The organism is Pseudomonas sp. ASL9 (genome assembly GCF_056680335.1).
In genome coordinates this window covers 1,164,650-1,185,782 of record NZ_CM155277.1, presented here as the reverse complement: position 1 = coordinate 1,185,782, position 21,133 = coordinate 1,164,650, and the positions used below count along the sequence as shown (strand labels likewise).

The 21,133-nt window shown below is 58.0% G+C and carries 24 protein-coding genes; 11 read left to right on the top strand and 13 right to left on the bottom strand.

Annotated features, from left to right (window positions below; all coding sequences use genetic code 11):
* Positions 1–3 precede the first annotated feature (3 nt).
* Complete coding sequence (locus AC1ME2_RS05555; RefSeq protein WP_480439799.1) at positions 4–294, top strand: Rdx family protein; 291 nt, start codon at positions 4–6, stop codon at positions 292–294.
* A 4-nt stretch (positions 295–298) separates the two neighbouring features.
* On the opposite strand, the gene AC1ME2_RS05550 is transcribed toward AC1ME2_RS05555, so the two are convergent.
* Positions 299–1,189 carry a DMT family transporter gene (locus tag AC1ME2_RS05550; RefSeq protein ID WP_480439798.1) on the bottom strand — a complete coding sequence of 297 codons (891 nt, stop codon included), beginning with the start codon at positions 1,187–1,189 and terminating at the stop codon, positions 299–301.
* Positions 1,190–1,365: 176 nt separating this feature from the next.
* Between AC1ME2_RS05550 and AC1ME2_RS05545 the strand changes: the two genes are divergently transcribed.
* The gene (locus AC1ME2_RS05545; protein WP_480442016.1) at positions 1,366–2,178 is read left to right on the top strand and encodes a UDP-2,3-diacylglucosamine diphosphatase; all 813 of its coding nucleotides are present in this window, start codon (positions 1,366–1,368) and stop codon (positions 2,176–2,178) included.
* Between the two features lie 11 nt (positions 2,179–2,189).
* On the opposite strand, the gene AC1ME2_RS05540 is transcribed toward AC1ME2_RS05545, so the two are convergent.
* Complete coding sequence (locus tag AC1ME2_RS05540; RefSeq protein WP_480439797.1) at positions 2,190–2,501, bottom strand: Mpo1-like protein; 312 nt, start codon at positions 2,499–2,501, stop codon at positions 2,190–2,192.
* A 136-nt stretch (positions 2,502–2,637) separates the two neighbouring features.
* On the opposite strand from AC1ME2_RS05540, the gene AC1ME2_RS05535 reads away from it, so the two are divergent.
* A complete protein-coding gene (locus AC1ME2_RS05535) occupies positions 2,638–3,639 on the top strand; it encodes an AraC family transcriptional regulator (protein ID WP_480439796.1) in 1,002 nt (333 codons plus the stop codon).
* A 2-nt stretch (positions 3,640–3,641) separates the two neighbouring features.
* Here the strand turns inward: AC1ME2_RS05535 and AC1ME2_RS05530 are convergent, their stop codons facing one another.
* Positions 3,642–5,096: a TrkH family potassium uptake protein gene (locus tag AC1ME2_RS05530; protein ID WP_480439795.1), complete on the bottom strand. Its 1,455-nt coding sequence runs from the start codon at positions 5,094–5,096 to the stop codon at positions 3,642–3,644.
* A 179-nt stretch (positions 5,097–5,275) separates the two neighbouring features.
* On the opposite strand from AC1ME2_RS05530, the gene AC1ME2_RS05525 reads away from it, so the two are divergent.
* On the top strand, positions 5,276–5,836 hold the full coding sequence (locus AC1ME2_RS05525) for an NAD(P)H nitroreductase (RefSeq protein ID WP_480439794.1): 561 nt from the start codon (positions 5,276–5,278) through the stop codon (positions 5,834–5,836).
* Positions 5,837–5,864: 28 nt separating this feature from the next.
* Here the strand turns inward: AC1ME2_RS05525 and AC1ME2_RS05520 are convergent, their stop codons facing one another.
* The 6 genes from AC1ME2_RS05520 to AC1ME2_RS05495 all read right to left on the bottom strand — a co-directional run bounded on the left by AC1ME2_RS05520 (position 5,865) and on the right by AC1ME2_RS05495 (position 9,940).
* The gene (locus tag AC1ME2_RS05520; protein ID WP_480439793.1) at positions 5,865–7,202 is read right to left on the bottom strand and encodes a sensor histidine kinase; all 1,338 of its coding nucleotides are present in this window, start codon (positions 7,200–7,202) and stop codon (positions 5,865–5,867) included.
* Positions 7,203–7,271: 69 nt separating this feature from the next.
* Positions 7,272–7,691 carry a Spy/CpxP family protein refolding chaperone gene (locus AC1ME2_RS05515; RefSeq protein ID WP_480439792.1) on the bottom strand — a complete coding sequence of 140 codons (420 nt, stop codon included), beginning with the start codon at positions 7,689–7,691 and terminating at the stop codon, positions 7,272–7,274.
* 133 nt (positions 7,692–7,824) lie between these two features.
* Positions 7,825–8,502, bottom strand: coding sequence for a response regulator transcription factor (locus AC1ME2_RS05510; protein ID WP_480439791.1), 678 nt, complete (start codon positions 8,500–8,502; stop codon positions 7,825–7,827).
* Between the two features lie 7 nt (positions 8,503–8,509).
* Positions 8,510–8,920, bottom strand: coding sequence for an SH3 domain-containing protein (locus AC1ME2_RS05505; protein ID WP_480439790.1), 411 nt, complete (start codon positions 8,918–8,920; stop codon positions 8,510–8,512).
* Between the two features lie 121 nt (positions 8,921–9,041).
* Entirely contained in the window at positions 9,042–9,341 is a 300-nt protein-coding gene (locus AC1ME2_RS05500) for a YciI family protein (RefSeq protein WP_480439789.1), read from the bottom strand.
* Positions 9,342–9,343: 2 nt separating this feature from the next.
* On the bottom strand, positions 9,344–9,940 hold the full coding sequence (locus tag AC1ME2_RS05495; RefSeq protein WP_480439788.1) for a septation protein A: 597 nt from the start codon (positions 9,938–9,940) through the stop codon (positions 9,344–9,346).
* Positions 9,941–10,006: 66 nt separating this feature from the next.
* On the opposite strand from AC1ME2_RS05495, the gene AC1ME2_RS05490 reads away from it, so the two are divergent.
* From AC1ME2_RS05490 to scpB, 4 genes are all read left to right on the top strand, one after another.
* Positions 10,007–10,867, top strand: a complete 861-nt coding sequence (locus AC1ME2_RS05490) for a PHP domain-containing protein (RefSeq protein ID WP_480439787.1) — start codon at positions 10,007–10,009, stop codon at positions 10,865–10,867.
* A 13-nt stretch (positions 10,868–10,880) separates the two neighbouring features.
* Complete coding sequence (locus AC1ME2_RS05485) at positions 10,881–11,510, top strand: L-threonylcarbamoyladenylate synthase (RefSeq protein WP_480439786.1); 630 nt, start codon at positions 10,881–10,883, stop codon at positions 11,508–11,510.
* Positions 11,511–11,630: 120 nt separating this feature from the next.
* A complete protein-coding gene (locus tag AC1ME2_RS05480) occupies positions 11,631–12,329 on the top strand; it encodes a segregation and condensation protein A (RefSeq protein WP_480442014.1) in 699 nt (232 codons plus the stop codon).
* A 67-nt stretch (positions 12,330–12,396) separates the two neighbouring features.
* A complete protein-coding gene (gene scpB, locus AC1ME2_RS05475; RefSeq protein WP_480439785.1) occupies positions 12,397–13,170 on the top strand; it encodes an SMC-Scp complex subunit ScpB in 774 nt (257 codons plus the stop codon).
* A gap of 675 nt (positions 13,171–13,845) precedes the next feature.
* Here the strand turns inward: scpB and AC1ME2_RS05470 are convergent.
* Complete coding sequence (locus AC1ME2_RS05470; protein WP_480437575.1) at positions 13,846–15,084, bottom strand: ISL3 family transposase; 1,239 nt, start codon at positions 15,082–15,084, stop codon at positions 13,846–13,848.
* Positions 15,085–15,505: 421 nt separating this feature from the next.
* On the opposite strand from AC1ME2_RS05470, the gene rluB reads away from it, so the two are divergent.
* From rluB to arfB, 3 genes are all read left to right on the top strand, one after another.
* Complete coding sequence (rluB, locus tag AC1ME2_RS05465) at positions 15,506–16,915, top strand: 23S rRNA pseudouridine(2605) synthase RluB (protein WP_480439784.1); 1,410 nt, start codon at positions 15,506–15,508, stop codon at positions 16,913–16,915.
* Between the two features lie 273 nt (positions 16,916–17,188).
* Positions 17,189–18,598, top strand: a complete 1,410-nt coding sequence (locus AC1ME2_RS05460) for an amino acid permease (RefSeq protein WP_480439783.1) — start codon at positions 17,189–17,191, stop codon at positions 18,596–18,598.
* A 7-nt stretch (positions 18,599–18,605) separates the two neighbouring features.
* On the top strand, positions 18,606–19,019 hold the full coding sequence (arfB, locus tag AC1ME2_RS05455) for an alternative ribosome rescue aminoacyl-tRNA hydrolase ArfB (protein ID WP_480439782.1): 414 nt from the start codon (positions 18,606–18,608) through the stop codon (positions 19,017–19,019).
* Positions 19,020–19,102: 83 nt separating this feature from the next.
* Here the strand turns inward: arfB and AC1ME2_RS05450 are convergent, their stop codons facing one another.
* The 3 genes from AC1ME2_RS05450 to AC1ME2_RS05440 form a co-directional block, all read right to left on the bottom strand.
* Positions 19,103–20,311 (bottom strand): MFS transporter, encoded by a 1,209-nt coding sequence (locus AC1ME2_RS05450; protein WP_480439781.1) that lies wholly within the window; start codon positions 20,309–20,311, stop codon positions 19,103–19,105.
* Positions 20,312–20,460: 149 nt separating this feature from the next.
* A complete protein-coding gene (locus AC1ME2_RS05445; RefSeq protein WP_480439780.1) occupies positions 20,461–20,649 on the bottom strand; it encodes a hypothetical protein in 189 nt (62 codons plus the stop codon).
* Positions 20,650–20,793: 144 nt separating this feature from the next.
* A complete protein-coding gene (locus AC1ME2_RS05440; RefSeq protein ID WP_480439779.1) occupies positions 20,794–20,940 on the bottom strand; it encodes a hypothetical protein in 147 nt (48 codons plus the stop codon).
* Positions 20,941–21,133: the final 193 nt, after the last annotated feature.

Sequence of the window (21,133 nt, the reverse complement as noted above, 5' to 3'; positions counted from 1 at the left end):
GATATGTCTGCCGCCAAACCTGAAATCGTCATCACCTATTGCACCCAATGCCAATGGCTTCTGCGGGCCGCGTGGCTCGCTCAAGAGTTGCTCAGCACGTTTTCCGACGATCTGGGCAAGGTTTCGCTGGAGCCTGCGACCGGTGGGGCGTTTCGAATCACGTGCAACGGTGTGCAGATCTGGGAACGCAAGGCCGATGGCGGCTTCCCGGAAGCCAAGGTACTCAAGCAGCGGGTGCGTGACCAGATCGACCCGCAGCGCGACCTCGGGCATAACGATCATCCGCAGGCGTAAGCCTTCAGTGCGCTGAAGCAGCGGGGGCTTTGTGTTTGATTGCTTTGGCTCCCAGCCGACTCGAGACCACGATGGCAACGATGATCAGTGCGCCGCCCAATAACATCCGCATCGTGGGCTGCTCGGCGAACAGCACCCAGGCGAACGTGATGCCGTATACCGGCTCAAGGGCAAACACCATCGCTGCAGTGCGCGCCTTGATCACCGCCAGGCTGGCCACGAACAAACTGTGCGCTACGCCCGTGCAAAACACCCCGAGCAGACCGATCCACAACCAATCGAGGGGCGCGACGCTGCTCAGCCCCGGCGCCGCTGCGGGCAACAGACACGCCGCGACCACCAGGTTCTGACACAGCGCCGCCTGCACCGCCGGGATTCGCCCGGAGCTGGCGCGGTTGGTCAGTGACAATAGCGAGAACAGTAAACCGGACAGCACGGCCCACAGCAGGCCGAGGGTGGCCTGGCTGGCGAGGTCGAAATCAGGGGTGACCAACACCAGGCCGACGCTGACCAGCAGCACCAGGATGATTTCATTACCGCGAATTCGCTCGCGGAAAATCAGCCCTTCGAGGATCACGGTAAAGGCCGGGAAGCTGGCAAAGCCTAGCGTCGCAATGGCCACACCGGCGACTTTCACTGAGATAAAAAAGCTCACCCAATGCCCAGCCAGCAGCAACCCACCCAACACCAGCCGGCGCCAATCACTGCCGCGTAGCGATTGCCAGGCGGTGTTGCTGGCGAACCGGGCGAAAAAGGCCAGGGCGATGACTGCAAAGGCTGCGCGGCCAAACACGATGATCGACGGTGACGCAGCGGCCAGTTTTCCGAACACGCCGGTCAGGCCAAACATCAGGGCACCAATATGCAGGGCACCAAGGGCGGAACGGTGATTCATTGCAGTCCTTATCAGTCAGGCTTCACAGTGCATGGGAAAGTTCGCGACGTGTAGAGTGCTTGTCTGGTCGTTGTCTGTCGCGGAGCTTGCGTTATTTGTCACCTAATCGCCACGTCAGTGTCATGTCCGATTCACCCACGCCGGGCAAGCTCGCTAAAACCCTGCCGGAGGTTGCCATGAGCAGTGCTCAGCTTGCTAAACCCAGCCGTAAGCAACGTGTGAGAACGCTGTGGATTTCAGATGTACACCTGGGGACCCGTGATTGCCAGGCTGAACATCTATCGAGCTTTCTCAAGCGGTATCACGCTGACAAGGTGTATCTGGTCGGCGATATCATCGATGGCTGGAGACTGCGCAGCGGCATGTATTGGCCCCAGGCGCACACCAATGTGATCCGCCGTCTATTGACCATGAGCAAGCGCGGCACTGAAGTGATTTATGTGACCGGCAACCACGACGAATTCCTGCGGCGTTACTCCACATTGATTTTGGGCAATATCCAGTTGGTGGACGAGGCTGAGCACGTGACGGCTGACGGCCGGCGTCTGCTGGTGATACATGGCGATCAGTTCGATGTGATTACTCGCTATCACCGCTGGCTGGCCTTTCTTGGCGATTCGGCCTACGAGTTCACCTTGACCCTTAATCGCTGGCTAAACCACTGGCGGGCGCGTTACGGCTACGGCTATTGGTCGCTGTCTGCGTACCTCAAGCACAAGGTCAAAAAGGCGGTCAGCTTCATCAGTGACTTCGAAGAAGCGATTGCTCACGAGTGCGTGAAACGTGGTTTTGACGGGGTGGTTTGCGGACACATCCACCATGCTGAAATCCGCAAGGTGGGCGAGGTCGACTACCTTAATTGCGGCGATTGGGTCGAATCCTGTACGGCGCTGATTGAGCATTTAGATGGCTCGATCGAGCTGTTCCGACTGGCCGATGCTCACCTGCGCGAGGTTCAGCTTCAGCTTCCGGAGAGGCAGGCTGTTTAGAACGGTACTTTCTAGAACGGTACTTTGCCCACTAACATATCGCGGTACATGACGAAGTCGCCCAGCAGGCTATAAAACGGATGCTTGAACGTGGCGGGGCGATTCTTTTCGAAAAAGAAATGCCCGACCCAGGCAAAGGCGTAACCCGCAATGGGGACGGCCCATAACAATTGCCAACGGGCACTGCCTACCGCGAAGGCCGCTATAAAAATCACCAGGCTGGTGCCGATGAAATGCAATCGGCGACAGGTGCTGTTGCCGTGCTCCGACAGGTAGTAGGGGTAGAAGTCCGCGAAGCGTGTGAATGACTTTAGGGTTGCCACGACGTGTACCTCCGGTTCTTGTGTTAAGGCCTGAGTGTAAAGTGGCTGATCAATCCGGCCAGTGACATTAGGCGCCAGTTTAGTATCCTTGGTCGAGTAGCTGCCGGACGCGGCTTATCCTGATTAAGAAACCGCCATGAGCGAAAGAACGACTTCTGCAAGTTGGGCGATGGGGATCGTCAAGTCATTGGAACTGGATGGCCTCGATTGCCGTTCGCTCTTCAAGGAGCTTGGGCTTGATTATGCCGATCTGGACAATCCCGATGCGCGCTTTCCTCAGGACTCCATGACGCGGTTATGGCAGCGTGCGGTAGAGATTTCAGGCAATCCAGCGATCGGTTTGAACATGGCCAAGGTCGTGCGTCCGGCGTCGTTCAGCGTTGCGGGCTACGCGCTGATGTCCAGTCAAACCCTTAAAGAGGGTTTCATTCGGATGGTGCGTTATCAACGGATCATCGCCGAAAGCGCCGACTTGAGTTTTCGCCTGCTGCCCGAAGGTTATGCGCTGATCCTGACAGTGCATGGCGACCATCTGCCACCGACACGGCAAAGTGCCGAAGCATCACTGGCCTCGGCCTTGACCTTCTGCTGCTGGTTGACCGGCAGGACGTTGCAGCCGCGCCAGGTACTGATTCAGGGCGACCAGCCCAAGGATCTGGAACCCTATAAAAAAGCTTTTCATGCGCCAATGACGTTCAACGCGCCCTATGATGCCCTGGTGTTCGACCGGGCTGATATGGAGGCGCCGCTGCCGACGGCCAATGAAGCCATGGCGCAGTTGCATGATCGTTTTGCCGGGGAATACCTGGCGCGCTTCTCGGAAAGTCGCGTCACCCATCAGGCCCGTCAGGTGCTGTGCCGGTTACTGCCTCAAGGCGAGCCCAAGCGTGAGAGGGTTGCGCAAACCCTGCACCTGTCACAGCGCACGTTGCAGCGACGTTTGCAGGAGGAGGGCACCAGTTTTCAGACCTTGCTCGACGTCACCCGCCGTGAGCTGGCCGAGCAATACCTGGCACAGCCGCAGATGACCTTGCTGGAAATCGCCTACCTGTTGGGGTTTGCCGACCCTAGCAATTTCTTCCGCGCCTTCCGTCGTTGGTTCGATGAAACGCCGGGTGAATACCGCACACGGATGTGATCTCAGTGCCGCCAGAAGGCTGGAACGCAGAGCACCAGCACCGTGATGATTTCCAGTCGGCCAAGCAGCATGCCCAGCGACAGAATCCATTTGGCCGCATCCGGCAGCCCGGCGAAGTTGCCCGCCGGGCCAATGGTTTCACCCAGCCCCGGACCGACGCCGGAGACCGTACTTGCCGCACCGGTCAGCGCGGTCATCCAGTCCACGCCCAACAGCGACAGGAGCAATGCAATCACGCAAATGGTGATTGCGAAGAAGAACGAAAAGGTCAGGATCGAGCGGACAATTTCTTCGTCGAGCCGGTGACCGTTGTACTTCTGCTTGATCACCGCACGGGGGTGGATCAGTTGATTGAGGTTAGCCCTGAGCAGGATGTAAGCGACCTGAAAGCGGAAAATCTTGATCCCGCCCGCCGTCGATCCCGAACAACCGCCCACGAAGCCCAGATAGAAAAACAGCATCAGCGCGAAGTTGCCCCACAGGCTGTAATCGCCCAGGGCGAACCCGGTGGTGGTCATGACCGACGTCACGTTCAGCGCCACATGACGTAAGGCGTCCAGCCAATGCATGCTGGTGGTCGCCCAATACCAGGTGCCAAGCACCAGCCAGGTCACCAGCAGCAGACCGAGCAGTCCGCGTACTTGTTCGTCCTTGAACAGTGCCCGTCGGTTGCCGCGCAGGGTGGCCACGTACAGGGCGAAGGGCAAGCTGCCGAGGATCATCACCACAATTGCGACCCAATGCACGGCGGGTTGTTGCCATTTCGCCAGTGATTGATCGGAGGTGGAGAAACCGCCGGTGGAGATCGCTGACATGGCATGGTTGATCGCATCGAACAGGCTCATGCCCGCCGCCCAGAAGGCCAGGCTGCCGAGGGTCGTGATGCCGACATAGGTCAGCAGGATATACTTGGCCACCATGTGTGAGCGCGGCATGACTTTCTCTGAGCGATCGGAAGACTCAGTCTGGAACAGGCGCATACCACCGATGCGCAGCAGCGGCAGGATCGCCACCGCCATGCCGATAAAACCGATACCGCCGAGCCAGTGCAGCAGTGAGCGCCAGATCAGAATCCCCGGTGACATAGTGTCCAGGCCACTCATTACGGTGGAACCGGTGGCGGTGATTCCCGACATGCTCTCGAAAAACGAATCGGTATAGCTCATGTGCTGGGACAGCAAAAACGGCAGCGCAGCGAAGATGCAGACGACGACCCAACTGGAAACGGTCAGCAGGTACATGTCCCGAGGGCGCAGATGAATATGCTCGGGACGCCCCGGGATGACCAGTGCCATGCCGGCAAGGAACGTAATCAGGCTCGCCCAGAGAAAAGACCGGATATCACGGGTGTGGTCGAAGATCACCAGTGTCAGCATGGGAACGACCATGGCGATAGCCAGGGTGATCAGAAAGATGCCGATAATGAAACCGATGATGCGAAGGGTCGGCAACGCCATGCAGTGGTTCTGACTTGAGAAGTGGAAAGGCGCCATTCTACCTGCGCTTCAGGGGATGTAAGCCGACACGCTTTTGTTACAAGGTGTAAGCGTTGAGTGTAATTAAATGCTCGGCGCGCTCGTTATTAACGGTAAACACACCCTAGAATGCCCGATCATTTTTAAGAGGAGACAGTCCGATGGAGGCGCTTGACGCTTTGCTCAATCGCGTATCGGTACCGCGGTTGATCGACCCGGCACCGGACGCGGCGCAACGGGAAATTTTGTTCGGCGCGGCCCTGCGTGCGCCCGACCACGGTCAGTTGCGGCCTTATCGCTTCCTGACAGTCGAAGGTAACGCGCGCGAGCAGATGGGCGAGTTACTGGTGCAAGCGTTGCAACAAAGCGATGCCGAGGCGACACCACAAGCGGTGGACAAGGCGCGACAGGGGCCAATGCGTGCGCCGTTGGTTGTGGTAGTAATCGCCAAGTTGCAGGACCACGCCAAAGTACCCAGGCAAGAGCAGCGGATCAGTGCCGGTTGCGCCGCCCACGCGGTATTGCTCGCGGCGTTCGCGCAGGGCATCGGAGCGGTGTGGCGTACGGGTGAGTTGTCGTATTCGGCACAGGTCGCCAAAGGTTTTGGATTGACCGAGGGTGAGGAGGTCATCGCTTTTCTTTACCTGGGCACCCCACAACACCCACCGCGCACCGCACCTAAGCTGGACACGGCTGATTTTGTCAGTGAGTGGCAGGGCTGATACACCGCGTTGAGTTCTTCGCATCCTTTCAGACGCTTGCGATAACGGGGTCCAACGGTAAGTCCAGCGTCGCCACGAACCCGCCTTGTGGATGGTTGGCCAGGGTCAGGTAGCCGCCGTGCCGTTCGGCTGCCCGCTTGGCGATAGCCAGCCCCAAGCCATGGCCCGGTGAAGTCTGGCCAGGAGCGCGGAAAAAGGGCTCGCCTAGCTGAGGCAGATGTTCCGGCGCCACGCCGGGGCCATGGTCACGTACGCGGATGAGCAGTCGCTCACCCTCGCGCTGTGCCTGCAAGTCGATTGCTTGCCCTGTCGGGTTGAAGCGCAGGGCATTGCGCAACAGATTATCCAGCGCCCGATCAAGCATGTCTGGCCAGCCTTTGAGATCAATATCGTCGTGCACCTGGACCTGCACGTGTTGCTCTGGGGCGTTGAGCAGGGCATCACTTTGCAAATGGTGCAGCATCGCGTCCAGATCCACGGTTTCGGCGCCGCCAAAGTCAGCGTCCAGGCGTGCCAGCACGAGAATCTCGCTGATCAATGCTTCCAGTCGATCACATTCACGGGCCAGGCGCGGCCACAGCTTCTCGCGTTCAGCAGGTTCGGCACGCTCAGCCAGCGCCAACGCGATGCGCAGCCGGGTCAGCGGCGAGCGCAGCTCGTGGGACACATCGCGCAGTAACTGACGCTGGCTGCTAATCAGGCTTTGCAGGCGCGCACCCATGCGGTTGAAGTCGGTGGCCAGCACGCCGAACTCGTCACGGCGGTTGGCCAGTTGGGCCAGGCTGTTTTGTTGATAGGTGGTTTGCCCCAGATCATGTACGGCACTGCGCAGGCGGCTGAGCGGGCGGGTGATGGACAGCGTCACCAGCAGACTGAACAACGTCAGCACCACCAAGGCAATACCCAGGGCACTGAGAGGCCAAAGCAGGCTTTCGCGATGCCAGGCGTCCAGCTCCGGGTGTGGAATTCGGTAGATCAGCAAATAGGTTTCGGCCGTTTTAGGGCTGGTGTACTCGGTGGTCAGACGACGCCACGGCAATTGGCGGGAGTCGTTGTGTTGGCGTGCTTCAAACGCCGCTGCGCGGGGCGGAAACGTGCCGCGCACCAAGGGCTCGCCGCTTTCGTTGAGCACCTGGACGTCAACGTGATAGCGTCGTTTACTCTGTTGCAGGAATTCTTGAGCGGCCTCTTCACCCTGATTTTCGTACAGTTCAGTCCAGTTCTGCGCCAGATTGGCCAAGCCTGGATGGCGACTGAGAATCCATGCGTCCTGGTTGAGCATATGCCCGAGCAAAATCGACAGGCCCGCGACCAGGGCGATGGCTAACCAGAAACTGGCCAGAATTCGCCAGAACAATGAACGCACGTGAGTACCTCAAACGATAAAAGCCCGACACACATCAGCGTATCGGGCGGGTAAGGGGTCGGCTTGACGTTATTGGGTTTTCTGATCCTTCTGGGCTTTCCAGGCCTGGAACTCTGCATGCTCGGCGCGACGTTGGGCCTCTTTTTGCTGGATCACGTCGAACTGTTTCTGCTGGTCAGGTTTGAGCAGGGCGCGGACGTCGCTCTGAGCTTTTTCATGTTTGGCCATCAGCTCATCCTGCAAGCTCTTCTGGGTTGCTGGCGGGAGCATTTGCAGGTAGCGCTGGGTGGTCTCCTCGCGGCTACGTTTTTGCTCAAACATGATCCGGCCGATCTGTTGGCGCTGGTCCGGGGTCAGGTTCAGTTGGCTGTACGGGCTACGGCCGTGCATGCCAGGGCCGTCGTGACCCGTGCCGCCTTCTGGCGGGGCAGCCATCGCGATAGCAGGGAGCGCAGCAGCGAACATCAGGGCGATTAAAGTCTTACGCATGGTGTATCTCCTTGTCTCGAATTCGGCGCGTTGCCGGTTGAGGCCAGTGTAGGGAGGTCAAGGTCAACGGCGGTCAACCCTGGGTAAAGCTTGAGTAAAGAGCCTCTGGCCTGAAACTGACAGAAGCAGGCCCTCAAACACTGTAGTAATAGCCGCGGCTACGCAGGGCTAGGATCCGTGGACGGCCGTCGGCATGAGGGCCGATCTTCTTGCGCAAGTTGCTGATGTGCATGTCCAGGCTGCGGTCATAGAGCGTCAATTTACGACCCAGTGCCAGTTGTGCCAGATCCTGCTTGTCCAGCGGTTCACCGGGTTGGCGCAGGAGGGCCTCGAGCAGGCGGCTTTCCGAGATGGTCAGCGTGAACTCACGTTCGTTGATAATCACCACGCCACGCACTGGGCTGAAGCAAAGATCACCCAATTCGAGCTGGCTGGACACCGCCGGGGGATGGCTACGGCGAAGAACCGCACGCAAGCGTGCGGTCAACTCCCTCGGGTCGCAGGGCTTTGCCAGGTAATCGTCGGCGCCCAGCTCCAGGCCGAGGATTCGGTCCAGCGGTTCACCCCGTGCAGACAGCATCAGCACGGGCAGGTCCGGGTGATCGGTGCGCAGTTGCTTGAGCAGTTCCAGGCCACTGCCATCGGGCAGCATCACATCCAGTACCACTGCGGCAGGAGGCGATTGTGCGAGCGCACGTCGGGCGCTGTTGCCATCGTGGCAAGCTCGTACCTGAAAACCTTCCTGGCTTAGCCAACTGCTCAGAAGCTCGCAGAGCTCCTGATCATCATCTATTAATAACAGCTCGCTCATGACTCACTCAATTTAGCCACTGCCGACGCTGTCTACGCCAGCCACTGGCAAAGATACCGCAGAGAAGGGCGATCAACGCAACTCCACCACCTGCGACGAACCATTGTTGCTGATCCGTCAAAAAGCGCTGAGGCAAGACGGCCTGCGCTTCTTTGAGTTGCAACTTCAGGCGTTGGTTCTCTAGCCGCAGGCGACTTAGTTGCGGGCTATCGTTGCTGGTGTCGACACTCTGTATGTTTTTGCTCAGTTCTTCGCGCTGACGCTCGCTCTCTTTGAGGCGCTGCTGCAACTCGCCAATCTGGCTGTCAGCACTCACGGATGGAGACTTGGAGTTGCCGGGAGCGGATAACTCTTCAGCTTGGGTACTGGCCCCAACGGTCAACATCGCCAACAGCAGACACAACGGACCTGAACGCATCTGAACTCCTAGATTTTTATTGAGTGTTCAGCAGGTTGTCGGCAGGTTATCGAGAATAGTGAACAGGCGAAAAGGATCATCGGCAAGCGCCATGATTGAACACGGCGCTTGCAGGCGCGTGTTACGGCAATGTTTGCCTGAACGGCTTGACCAGCACGCTGGCGTAAACGCCGGCTTCGACAAATGGATCGGCGTCGGCCCAGGCCTGTGCAGCGCTCAGGGATTCAAACTCGGCGACGATCAGGCTGCCAGTGAAGCCGGCGGCACCGGGGTCGTTGCTGTCGATGGCCGGGTTAGGACCTGCCAACACGATTCGACCTTGATCCTTGAGCTCGACGAGGCGCGCCAGGTGTTCAGGCCGCGCGGCCAGGCGTTTTTCCAGCGAATTGGCGACGTCTGTAGCAATAATTGCGTAGAGCATGGTCAGTCCTTGGTTTTGGGAGTGGAAGGGTCAGCGTCGTGCATGTGGCGGGCAAGGAATACCCCTTGGCCCACCAGAAACAGCAGGGTCATGCCCAGGCTGCCGAAGACTTTGAAATCCACCCAGAACGCTTGATAGGTGAAGGCTACATACAGATTAGCCGCACCGCAGAACAGGAAGAAAATGATCCAGGCGATGTTCAGTCGGGTCCAGATCGGCTGCGGCAGGGTCAATGCGTGGCCCATGATGCGTTTGATCAACAGGCGATCACCGATGAAGTGACTGCCTGCAAAGGCCAGGGCAAACAGCCAGTTGACCACCGGTGCCTTCCATTTAAGGACGGCTTCGCTGTGGAAGGCCAAGGTCAGGCTGCCGAACACCAGGCAGGCAATCAGGGTCAGCCATTGGCTTTTTTCCAGTTTGCGCTGGGTGATGAACAAAATGCCGTAGACCACGACTGAGCTGATGATCAACATCGCGGTAGCGCTGAAAATTCCGCCTACCATGAAGCTGTGGTCCAGAATGTCGACGGCGCGGGGGTCGATCTTGAAGACGATGAAAAACAGGAGCAGCGGGATGAAGTCGATGAATTGTTTCACAATGGCAGCCAGAAGCAGGATGTGGCGGCATAATAACAAACATCAATGACAGCGAAAGCGCCTCCTATGAATGTTGACCTGCACTGCCACAGCACAGCTTCCGATGGCGCCCTCGCGCCTGCGGTCCTGGTTGCGCGTGCTTATGAAAACGGAGTGCGGGTTCTGGCACTGACTGACCACGACACCCTTGAAGGTCTCGAAGAGGCCCGTGCTGCGGCGCTTGCGCTGGATATGCAGTTGGTCAACGGCGTGGAATTATCCTGTACTTGGGGTGGGGCAACTATCCACATTCTGGGCTACGGTTTTGATATGAAAGCCCCGGCATTGGTCTCTGCCATTGACCGTTTGCACCATGGACGCTGGTTGCGTGCCGAAGAAATAAGTCGAAAATTAGCGATCAAAGGTATGCCCGGTGCCCTGGAAGGTGCTCGAGCGATCCAGCAAGCGCTGGGTGACAGCGGTAATGCACCGGCGCGACCGCACTTCGCTGACTTCATGGTGAGTGCAGGTTTTGTCAAAGATCGCGCCGAGGCATTCCGCAAATGGCTGGGCGCTGGCAAGCTGGGCGACGTCAAACAGCATTGGCCTACGCTGGAAGAAACCGTCGCAACTTTACGCGAATCGGGGGCTTGGGTCAGTCTGGCGCACCCTTGGCACTATGAATTCACCCGCAGTAAACGTCGTAAGCTGATCGCCGCCTACATTGATGCAGGTGGCCACGCTATCGAGGTGGTTAATGGTCTGCAACCTGCCGAACAGGTGGGTGGCTTGGCTATTCTGGCTCGCGAGTTCGGTCTGCTGGTAACTGCCGGCAGTGACTTTCATGCCCCTGGCGCTTGGTCCGAGATTGGCGTTTATCGCCCGTTACCGGAGGATCTTCCGCCACTTTGGTGTCGATTCAAACATGACCAGCCTACTGCCGTCTGAACAGGAAGATACCGTGAGTCAATTTTTCCAGGTCCACCCGGAAAACCCGCAGCCGCGCCTGATAAAGCAGGCAGTGGAAATCATCAAGGCGGGTGGCCTGGTGATATACCCTACGGATTCGTCCTACGCCTTGGGTTGCCAGATCGGCGACAAGAGTGCTATCGAGCGCATCCGTCGTCTGCGTCAGCTGGACGATAAGCACAATTTCACCCTGATGTGTTGCGACCTGTCGCAGTTGGGGACCTATGCCAAAGTCGACACCGCTGCGTTTCGTGCGCTCAGGACCCACACCCCGGGGCCTTACACCTTTATTCTCAACGCCACACGTGAAGTGCCACGGTTGGTCCTGCACCCCAAGCGTCGGACCATCGGTTTGCGCGTGCCAAGCCACCCCATCGCTATGGCGTTGCTTGAGGAGCTGGGCGAGCCATTGATGAGCGTGAGCCTGATCATGCCGGGCGAAACCGTGCCATTGAGCGATCCGTACGAGATGCGTCAAGTGTTGGAACATCAGGTCGATCTGATCATCGACGGCGGCATCGGCGGTATCTCGGCTTCCACCGTGATCAATCTGGCCGACGGCGAGCCGCAAGTGATACGCGTGGGCTGCGGCGATCCGCGATCGTTCGGGGTCCAGGCCTAGATGACAGCGGTAGAGGCAGTCGACAGCCAGGCGGATGCCCAGCAGGAGCTGCCGTTTGCCATGGTCTATGGTCAGGCGGTCATGCACATGCCGCTGGACCTGTACATCCCGCCAGATGCGCTGGAAGTCTTCCTCGACGCGTTCGAAGGCCCGTTGGACTTGCTGCTGTACCTGATTCGCAAACAGAACATCAACATCCTCGATATTCCCGTGGCAGAAATCACCCGTCAGTACATGGGTTACGTCGAACTGATGAAAACCGTGCGTCTGGAACTGGCGGCCGAGTACCTGGTGATGGCGGCTATGCTCGCCGAAATAAAATCGCGGATGCTGTTGCCGCGCTCGGCTGAAATTGAACAGGAAGAAGACGATCCGCGCGCCGAGTTGATCCGGCGTCTGCAAGAGTACGAACGCTTCAAAGCCGCAGCTGAAGGCATCGATCGTTTGAGCCGGGTAGGGCGTGATGTGGTCGTGCCCAAGCTGGACGCCCCGGAAGCACGGGCGCGCCGGTTGCTGCCGGATGTCAGTCTGGAAGAACTGTTGATGTCCATGGCTGAGGTCCTGCACCGGGGCGATATGTTCGAAAGTCATCAGGTCAGTCGTGAGACGCTGTCGACCCGCGAGCGCATGAGCGATGTGCTGGAGCGCCTCAAAGGTGGCGGATTTGTGCCGTTTTCCGAGCTGTTTACGGCCGAAGAAGGGCGTTTGGGCGTTGTCGTGACCTTCATGGCGATCCTCGAGCTGGTCAAGGAGTCCTTGGTCGAGCTGGTACAGAACGAGCCCTTTGCGGCGATCCATGTCCGGGCGCGAGCCGAGTAACGGATAAGCTGAATAAATAAAAGACGCGCATGACTGAAGCGCGGCGAGCCTGATAAAGAGCCAAACGATGAATTTGAACGAACCGCGCGAGCTGGCCCCCCTGCTCGAAGCCTTTCTGTTGGCCTCCGGTAAACCGGTATCGCTGGAGCGTCTGTTCGAGCTGTTCGAGGAGGGCGAACGTCCCGAACCGCCTGTCTTCAAGAAAGCCCTGCAATTGCTGGGCAAGTCGTGCGACGGCCGCGCTTTCGAGCTTAAGGAAGTCGCCTCTGGCTATCGCTTACAGATCCGCGAGCGTTTTTCGCCGTGGGTCGGTCGGCTGTGGGAAGAGCGGCCGCAGCGTTATTCCCGGGCAATGCTTGAGACCATGGCGCTGATCGCCTATCGCCAGCCCATCACGCGAGGCGAGATCGAGGATGTGCGTGGCGTGGCGGTCAACAGCCATATCGTCAAAACCCTGCTGGAACGCGAGTGGATCAGAATCGTCGGCTACCGTGACGTGCCCGGAAAACCGGCGATGTTCGCCACCACCAAGGCGTTTCTCGATCACTTCAACCTGAAAAACCTCGACGACTTGCCGCCACTGGCCGATCTGCGAGAACTGGAGCCGGATCCGATTCTCGATTTCGACGACGCTCCGGTGCCGGCCAGTCTGCAAGCCCTGGCCGACGCCAGCCTCGACCCCGACGCCGAGCCGGAACCGCCGCGTGATGAAACCAGCTTCCGCAGTTTGTTGGTCGAACTCGATTCGATGGAGCTGGGTCTCAAGACTGATTTTGATGATTTGCTGCGGGTCGATGTTGAGACCGATGCCGATGAAAGTGAGGGCGCGGATCCCCTGTGACTGCCCAATATGCCCGATACACCGGGTTTCTGTAGGAGGCCCCGCCGCGTCTGCGACGCCGCGCTGTCGCGCAGCAAACTGGGTTGTGATTTGTGTGTCGTGAGCGGTGGTGGTGTGTCAGATAAGCCGCCTTCGCAGCGGGGCGCGTAGTTGCAAGCCTACTCCCACAGGTTTTTGATCTGCTGTTGGGATTTGGAGTGAATTGAGTATCGAATTACGGCAAGGCCCCGTTTCCAGAAGGCCGACCCCCGGAGCAACGCCGGAGCGAGGGAAGTCCGAGCCTAAGCGAGGATCCGTATGGAGGGGCAAGCATTCGGTTACCTTTTTGTGGTCCGGCATTCCGGCGTTTGTAAAAGGTGACACGCTGTAAGAGCGGAACCGTAATTCCAGCACACGCCAATGCCGGATATACACCCAAGACACAGCGCCAACACATTGTTTTTAAAAGATTAAAAGTCTGTTTTATAGGAGATGCCGAAGGCTGCGATAAGGTCGGCACGACCTTCAGCGGTCTCAAGAAAGCGACCGGTTCCGTCGGACGCGACCCCGGGGCGATCGCAGCCTTCGGCAGCTCCTACAGGGGATCAGCGTTTGGCTGAAAATTTAATAACATTTATATTTTATTTTTCAATCAGTTACAGATTGTTTGAGGGGCTTCACCGGATCAAGTGGGTGTTATGAGTTTTGGAGACGTTCAGGGTATAAGTCCAAACCACCAAAATGAAAGTAAATGGCATTGCGAAAACGCTCCCGATTTCGAAACCCGCAAGAGCGTTGCTTGAGCCGTTGAATGCGTGCGTTCATGCTTTCTGCATGCCCGTTATGCAGGTTCAACACGATGGCGTTGACGATGCCCCAAAGTCGTCGCTTGATCGTTTTGGCGACTTTCCACATCGGTGGCAGCCCACTCTTCAAGGCCCACTCCAGCCAGTGGTTCCACTGTTGTTCGACCTCATCCCGATCCTTACCTCGCCACAACTGCATGGCCAGATCCTTGATCGCCCACGCTTTGGCTGTACGCAACGAACCCTCTCGCAACGACTCGAAGGTTGCCTGTTGTCGCTCGGTCAGGTTCTCGGCCCGCTTGAGCCAGACGTATTTCGTGTTCTTGAGCACCGTGGAGCCGGCCTTTAGCAGCTCGCGGTTTTCCATATGACGCACTCTGTCCAGCGCCTCACTTAACAGCTTGGCCACATGGAACTTGTCGAACGCTATTTTGTGCATGGCATCCGGAATATGACGCTGGGTCGCGCTGATAAAGGCGGGCCACATGTCCATCGAAACGCCCGTAATAGCTTGCTTTTGGTCGCTATTGAGCTTCGTATAAAACGCTTCCAGGCTCTGGGTGAGGTTGCCGTCTTCCACATGCAAGACCTTACCCGTTGCGGGGTCGGTCACCACGGTGACGTACTCGCGACGCTTTTGAAACGAAGTCTCGTCCACACATATCTGGGTCGGCGATAACGGTTTCCGACGCGCCAATCCGCGCCTTACGGCACGAGCCATGATTCGGTCAATGCTGCCCCAGCTCATCTGGAGTTGACGCGAGATCGCCTGAATACTGGCTTCCTGGATCCAGTTGATCACCAATGCTTCAAACATCAAGGTGAAACCTGAACCCACGTCTGCCCACGGAACCTCGGCGGTCACCACGCCATGTTCGGCGCAATGCACTCTGGGGATTTCAGCTTCAAGGATGGTCACGAACTGACACGTATCAAGATGCCGCCAACGACGCTTGCGTTTGTCATAACGCGAAGCGGGTAGGCCACATTGCGGGCAGGTAAACGCAGCAGCATCAGACACCCCAACGCCGACAACGACTTGCCCCAACGTTCGGTCAAGGTTAACTGCGACCACTTTCCACGGTGCCTGGAGCCCAAGGATTTGGGCGTATAAATCGATATCTTTCATGGGTAGGAGGATAGATTACCCACTCAAAACGGTGAAGCCCCTTGTTTGATAGGAGCGAATTCATTCGCGAAGGGGCCGGTACATTCGGCATCATCGGTGCCTGACCCAACGCATTCGCGAATAAATTCGCTCCCACATTGAGCCTGCATTAGCGTCTGCAACTTTTGTCGACAAAAGCTCGGTGCTGGCCGAATCAGCGCTGCGGTTGATTCAGTTGAACGCCGCCGGTCGGCGGAAAAAGAAGTAAGGCGCGGTATTTCCACTAGTCTCTAATGCGCTGCACGCGCCTTGAGCGTATGATTCGCGCCCTTTTGACGATTTATCCTCGTCATCAGGCCCAGTTTCAAGTCACCAGATTTTAGCAATCAGGTCGCGCCATTTCTCAGCGCGATCTGTTATCGACACACCGGGAGGTGCCCAGATGAGTGAACAAGACAAGCAAGACAGCAAGGAAATCGGTCCAGCAGGCGAAAAACTGCAAAAGGTTCTGGCGCGTATTGGCGTAGGTTCTCGCCGCGACGTAGAAGCCTGGATCAGCCAAGGCCGGGTCAAGGTCAATGGCAAGGACGCGACCCTCGGTCAGCGCGTCGATCTGCATGATGCCATCAGTGTCGATGGTCGCGTTATCAAACGCGAAGAGCTGGCCGAATCGGTCCGCCGCGTCATCATGTACAACAAACCAGACGGTGAAATCTGCACCCGTGATGACCCAGAAGGTCGTCCGACCGTGTTCGATCGCCTGCCGCGCCCTAAAGAAGGCCGTTGGGTCAACATTGGTCGTCTGGACATCAACACCACCGGCTTGCTGATGTTCACCACCGATGGTGAATTGGCAAACCGCTTGATGCACCCGTCGTTTGAAATGGACCGTGAATACGCCGTCCGTGTGCGTGGCGAAGTTGATGACGACATGCTGCTGCGTCTGAAAACCGGCGTGGTGCTGGAAGACGGTCCGGCTCGCTTCACCGATATCAAGCAAGCGCCAGGCGGTGAAGGTTTCAACCACTGGTATCACTGCGTGGTGATGGAAGGTCGCAACCGCGAAGTGCGTCGCCTGTGGGAATCCCAGGGGCTGGTGGTCAGCCGCTTGAAGCGCGTGCGTTACGGTCCGGTGTTCCTCAACTCCGACCTGCCGATGGGCCGCTGGCGCGAAATGAGCCAGTACGAAGTCGACGTTCTCAGCGCTGAAGTCGGCCTGACGCCTGTCGCACAGCCGCAGATGAACGCCAAGGTCAAAGACAAAATGGAACGTTTGCAGCGTCAATCGTCCCGCCCGCTGGGTAAAGGCGAGCGCGTACGTACGTTGCGTCCGGCCAACCCGGCGCCGGCAGGCGAGCGTCCAGCCCGTCAGCCACAGGTGACTGGCAGCGAACGTGATCGTCCGCGTGCGGATTCTACAGGTCGCGATCAGCGTCCTGCCGGGCCGCGTTCGGACTCATCGAGCCGTGGTCCACGTCCTGCTACCGGGCGTACCGACTCTGCTAACCGTCCGTTGCGTGGCCGCAGCGAAGGTGCCGATCGTCCAGCGCGCAAGCCGCGTGAAGACGGTGACAGTGCTCCGCGTACGCCGCGCAGCGATTCTGCCGAACGTTCTCCTCGTGCGCCGCGTGGTGATGCACCCCGCACGCCGCGCCCTGCTGCCGGTCGTTCCGACAGCCGTGGCACGCCAGTGGCTGAACGTCCTAGTGATGTGAGCAAGCGTCCGGGCAAGCCTAAACAGCAGCGTCCTGGCATTGTTCTGGTGGACAACGGCAAGCCTTCGGGCAAGCGCAATGGCCCACCGGCAGGCTCTGGCCAGCGTCCTGGCTTTGGTCGTCGCAAGCCGCAGTAATCGCACGCAGTGAATAAAAAACGCCAATCGAAAGATTGGCGTTTTTTTTGTTTGATGGTCGCCGCTCCCCTCCTCGATAGCTGACTGACCGAATAGCTTTCCAGCAAGCCTAGGCCCTTTCGGCGGTGTACACTATCTCGCGTTTTTTCTGTGATTCAACGGCGTAACTGCGCATCCAACACATTCAGGGCTATCCGCCTTGTTGCACTCCGCTGCGTCATGAGCGCGGTGGATTCGATTCCGTCACAGACAATAACAATCAGGTGACTATCAATGAGTGAACAAAACTCACATTCGGGCGAGTTGAAGCGCGGTCTGAAAAATCGTCATATCCAGCTGATCGCACTGGGCGGCGCCATCGGTACAGGGCTGTTCCTGGGCTCGGCAGGCGTGCTCAAATCGGCGGGTCCGTCGATGATTCTCGGCTACGCGATCTGCGGCTTTATTGCCTTCATGATCATGCGCCAGCTTGGCGAAATGATCGTCGAAGAGCCAGTGGCCGGTTCCTTCAGCCATTTCGCTCACAAATACTGGGGCGGCTTTGCGGGCTTCCTCTCCGGCTGGAACTGCTGGGTACTTTATATTTTGGTCGGCATGTCGGAGCTGACAGCGGTCGGCAAGTACGTGCATTACTGGTGGCCAGAGATCCCGACATGGGCCTCGGCCGCAGTGTTCTTTGTGATGATCAATGCGATCAACCTGGCCAACGTCAAGGTGTTCGGGGAAACCGAGTTTTGGTTCGCCATTATCAAGGTCGTGGCGATTGTCGGCATGATCGCCCTGGGCAGCTACCTGCTGGCCAGCGGCCACGGTGGCCCGCAAGCGTCGGTGAGTAATCTATGGGAGCATGGCGGCTTTTTCCCTAACGGCGTTAAAGGTCTGGTGATGGCATTGGCGATCATCATGTTTTCTTTTGGCGGTCTGGAAATGCTCGGTTTCACCGCAGCAGAAGCCGACCAACCGAAAACCGTGATCCCCAAGGCAATCAATCAAGTGATCTACCGGATCCTGATTTTCTACATCGGCGCCTTGGTCGTACTGCTGTCGTTGACCCCTTGGGACAGCTTGCTCGCGAGCCTCAATGCATCCGGCGATGCCTACAGCGGCAGCCCGTTCGTGCAAGTGTTCTCGATGCTGGGCAGCAACACGGCGGCGCACATTCTCAACTTCGTGGTTTTGACAGCCGCCTTGTCGGTATACAACAGCGGCACCTACTGCAACAGCCGTATGTTGTTAGGCATGGCGGAGCAGGGCGACGCACCTAAAGCGTTGGCTCAAGTCGATAAGCGTGGTGTGCCGGTTCGGGCGATTGCGGTGTCGGCGTTGGTCACCTTCGTTGCAGTGGTGCTCAACTATCTGGTCCCACAAAATGCGCTGGAATTGCTGATGTCGCTGGTGGTGGCCACGCTGGTGATCAACTGGGCGATGATCAGCTATTCACACTTGAAGTTCCGCCAACACATGGTCAATACGCACCAGACGCCGCTGTTCAAGGCGTTGTGGTATCCGTACGGCAACTATCTGTGCCTGGCGTTTGTGGTGTTCATCCTTGGCATCATGTTGCTGATCCCGGGCATTCAGGTCTCGGTCTACGCGATTCCGGTCTGGTTGCTGGCGATGTGGGTCTGCTACAACGTGAAAAACAAACGCAGTGATGCGGATAGCCTGAAGGCGTTGACGTAGTGCTTCTATGCTGGTGATTTCCAACACTGTGCATCTGCCCGATTCCGAAATCGAGTTGACTGCCATCCGCGCTCAAGGCGCGGGTGGGCAGAACGTCAACAAGGTGTCGAGTGCGGTACACCTGCGCTTCGACATCAATGCATCGTCATTGCCGTCGTTCTATAAGGAACGTTTGCTGGCGCTGCGCGACAGCCGTATCACCAGCGACGGCGTGATCGTCATCAAGGCCCAGCAATACCGCACCCAGGAACAGAACCGTGCCGATGCACTGGAGCGCCTGAGTGAGTTGATCATCAATGCAGCCAAAGTCGAAAAAAAACGCCGCCCAACCAAACCCACCCTGGGCTCGAAGAAGCGTCGTTTGGAAGGCAAAAGCCAGCGCGGCAGCATCAAGGCCGGGCGCGGCAAGGTGGATTTCTAGGCAAATAAATTCGCTTCGACAGAACATGTGCGGTCTGTAGGAGCGAATTTATTCGCGAAGGCGATCTCCCCAGCAACAAATACCTAAACCGTGTAATCCTGTACGGGCTTCGCCTGCCGGTACAGATAAACGCTGAGCAGCAGGCCAGTCATGGCTGCCAGGGCGGCGAACAGAAAGATCGACGCAAAACCAAAACCGGCGGCAATCGCGCCAGCAACTGGCCCGGTAATGCCCAGCGAGAGGTCAATGAACAGCGAGTACGCGCCTACTGCTGCTCCTCGGTTGGACGCTGGCACCAGATTCACTGCCTCGACACCCAGCGCCGGGAACACCAATGAGAAGCCAAAACCGGTGAGTGCGGCCCCGGCCAGCGCCAATGTTGGCGTGGGCGCTAGCCACAACAGCAGCAACCCAAGGCTTTCCACCGACAGGCAGGCAATCGCCACCGGAAAACCACCCAAGCGGTTGATCAAGTTGCCGAACAGCAAGCGTGCGCCGATGAAACAGGCGCCGAACAGGCTCAAGCACAGCACCGCGTTCGGCCAGCTATGGCTGGAGTAATACAGAGTAATGAACGTGGCGATGGTGCCAAAACCAATTGAGCCCAGCGCCAGTCCCGTACCGTGAGGCAACACCCGGCCCAGCACATGCAGAAAGGGCAGGCGTTCGCCATGAACAATCGGCGCGGCTTGCTTGGGCCACGCCAGTGCCAGGCCGATACCGGCGAGCAGGATGATGCTCACGCCCATGCTCCATAAACCGAACTGTTGGACCAGCAACACGCCCATGGGTGCGCCGATTGCCAGTGCGCCATAGCTGGCGATGCCGTTCCAGGAAATGACTTTGGCCGTGTTGTGTGCGCCGACCCGGCCAATGCCCCAGCCAATCGAGCCTGAGCCCACCAGGCTTTCCGCGCTGCCCAACACCAGTCGACCGACCAACAGCGAACTCAGGCTCAGTACCGGCATGCTTTGCAGCCAGGCCGAGAGCAGCATGAACACGCCGCTGAGGCCGCACCCTGCCAAGCCGTAAAGCACGGCTTTTTTGCTGCCAAGGTTGTCGATGATGCGGCTTGCATAAGGGCGACTGAGCAGCGTTGCCAGGTATTGCACGCTGATCACCAGGCCGGCGGCCACGGCACCAAACCCCAGGTCGCTATGCACATAGCCGGGCAGAACAGCCAATGGGATGCCGATGTTCAGATAACCGATAAACGTGAACAGGACGATAGAAACGACTTGCAGTGTGATGGCCATCGGTCGTTGCGAGGGGGTAGGCGGGGTTTCTTGCATGGGTAAAATCCACGGTTGCGGCAGCGTTGGGTGATGCTCAAGGTGCGCAGGACGAAACGTTTCAGCTTGAGGCGCGCTCAGGGCTGCTTATGATAGCGGCGGTTGAGGCACAGTGGGGCGGGTGAAGGGGAAACGCTGAAATAAACGTGCTATGACGCAGTGCCGCTGGCGGGCGCAAGCAATTGCGAAGCGACCAGAGCCGCGAGTGCATTTTCCTGAGTACCGAAACGCGCGAGCAGCGCCGCCTGTTTTTCGGGGTTGAGGCGGTTCCAGATTTCGATCATTTTTTCAGTGGTGCTCATAACGACGCTGGCTTGAGTGTCGGTGAGGTCGGTCATGGCAGGCTCCACTTGTTTTGTTCGGGGGGTGTTTTTTTAGGCGCGGTCTTGTTTGCAGACGCTGTTGGCTGGGCGCGCGGCCATAACAGACCGCATGAAAACAGGTTAAGAACACTGGTTTGGCATACGGTCTGAAGGTTGCTGTCAATCTTTGCGTTTGGCGTTGTCGCTGTCTCTGGTTTTGTCAGGACTGGCCTTCAACTCGGTTTTCTGGCCGGGCTCTTGGTGGGCCGAAGGGGTCTGCTCGGGTTTGTGCAGGCTTGGAAAAGGGAAGTTAGGGATTTCATGCATCGTCGTCGCTCCGCGCAAGATCTGATTGAAGGTTGCTGGAAAGATCATTGCTTTTAAAAAAGCTTGGGCAGGATACAGCACTGGAAATGACAAACAGAGTTTTATGACCGCCTTTTGTCACTTAAAGACACCGGCTGCGACGAACGTCGAATGAGGGGGGCTAACGCAATCGCGCCCTTATTAGGGCGCGATG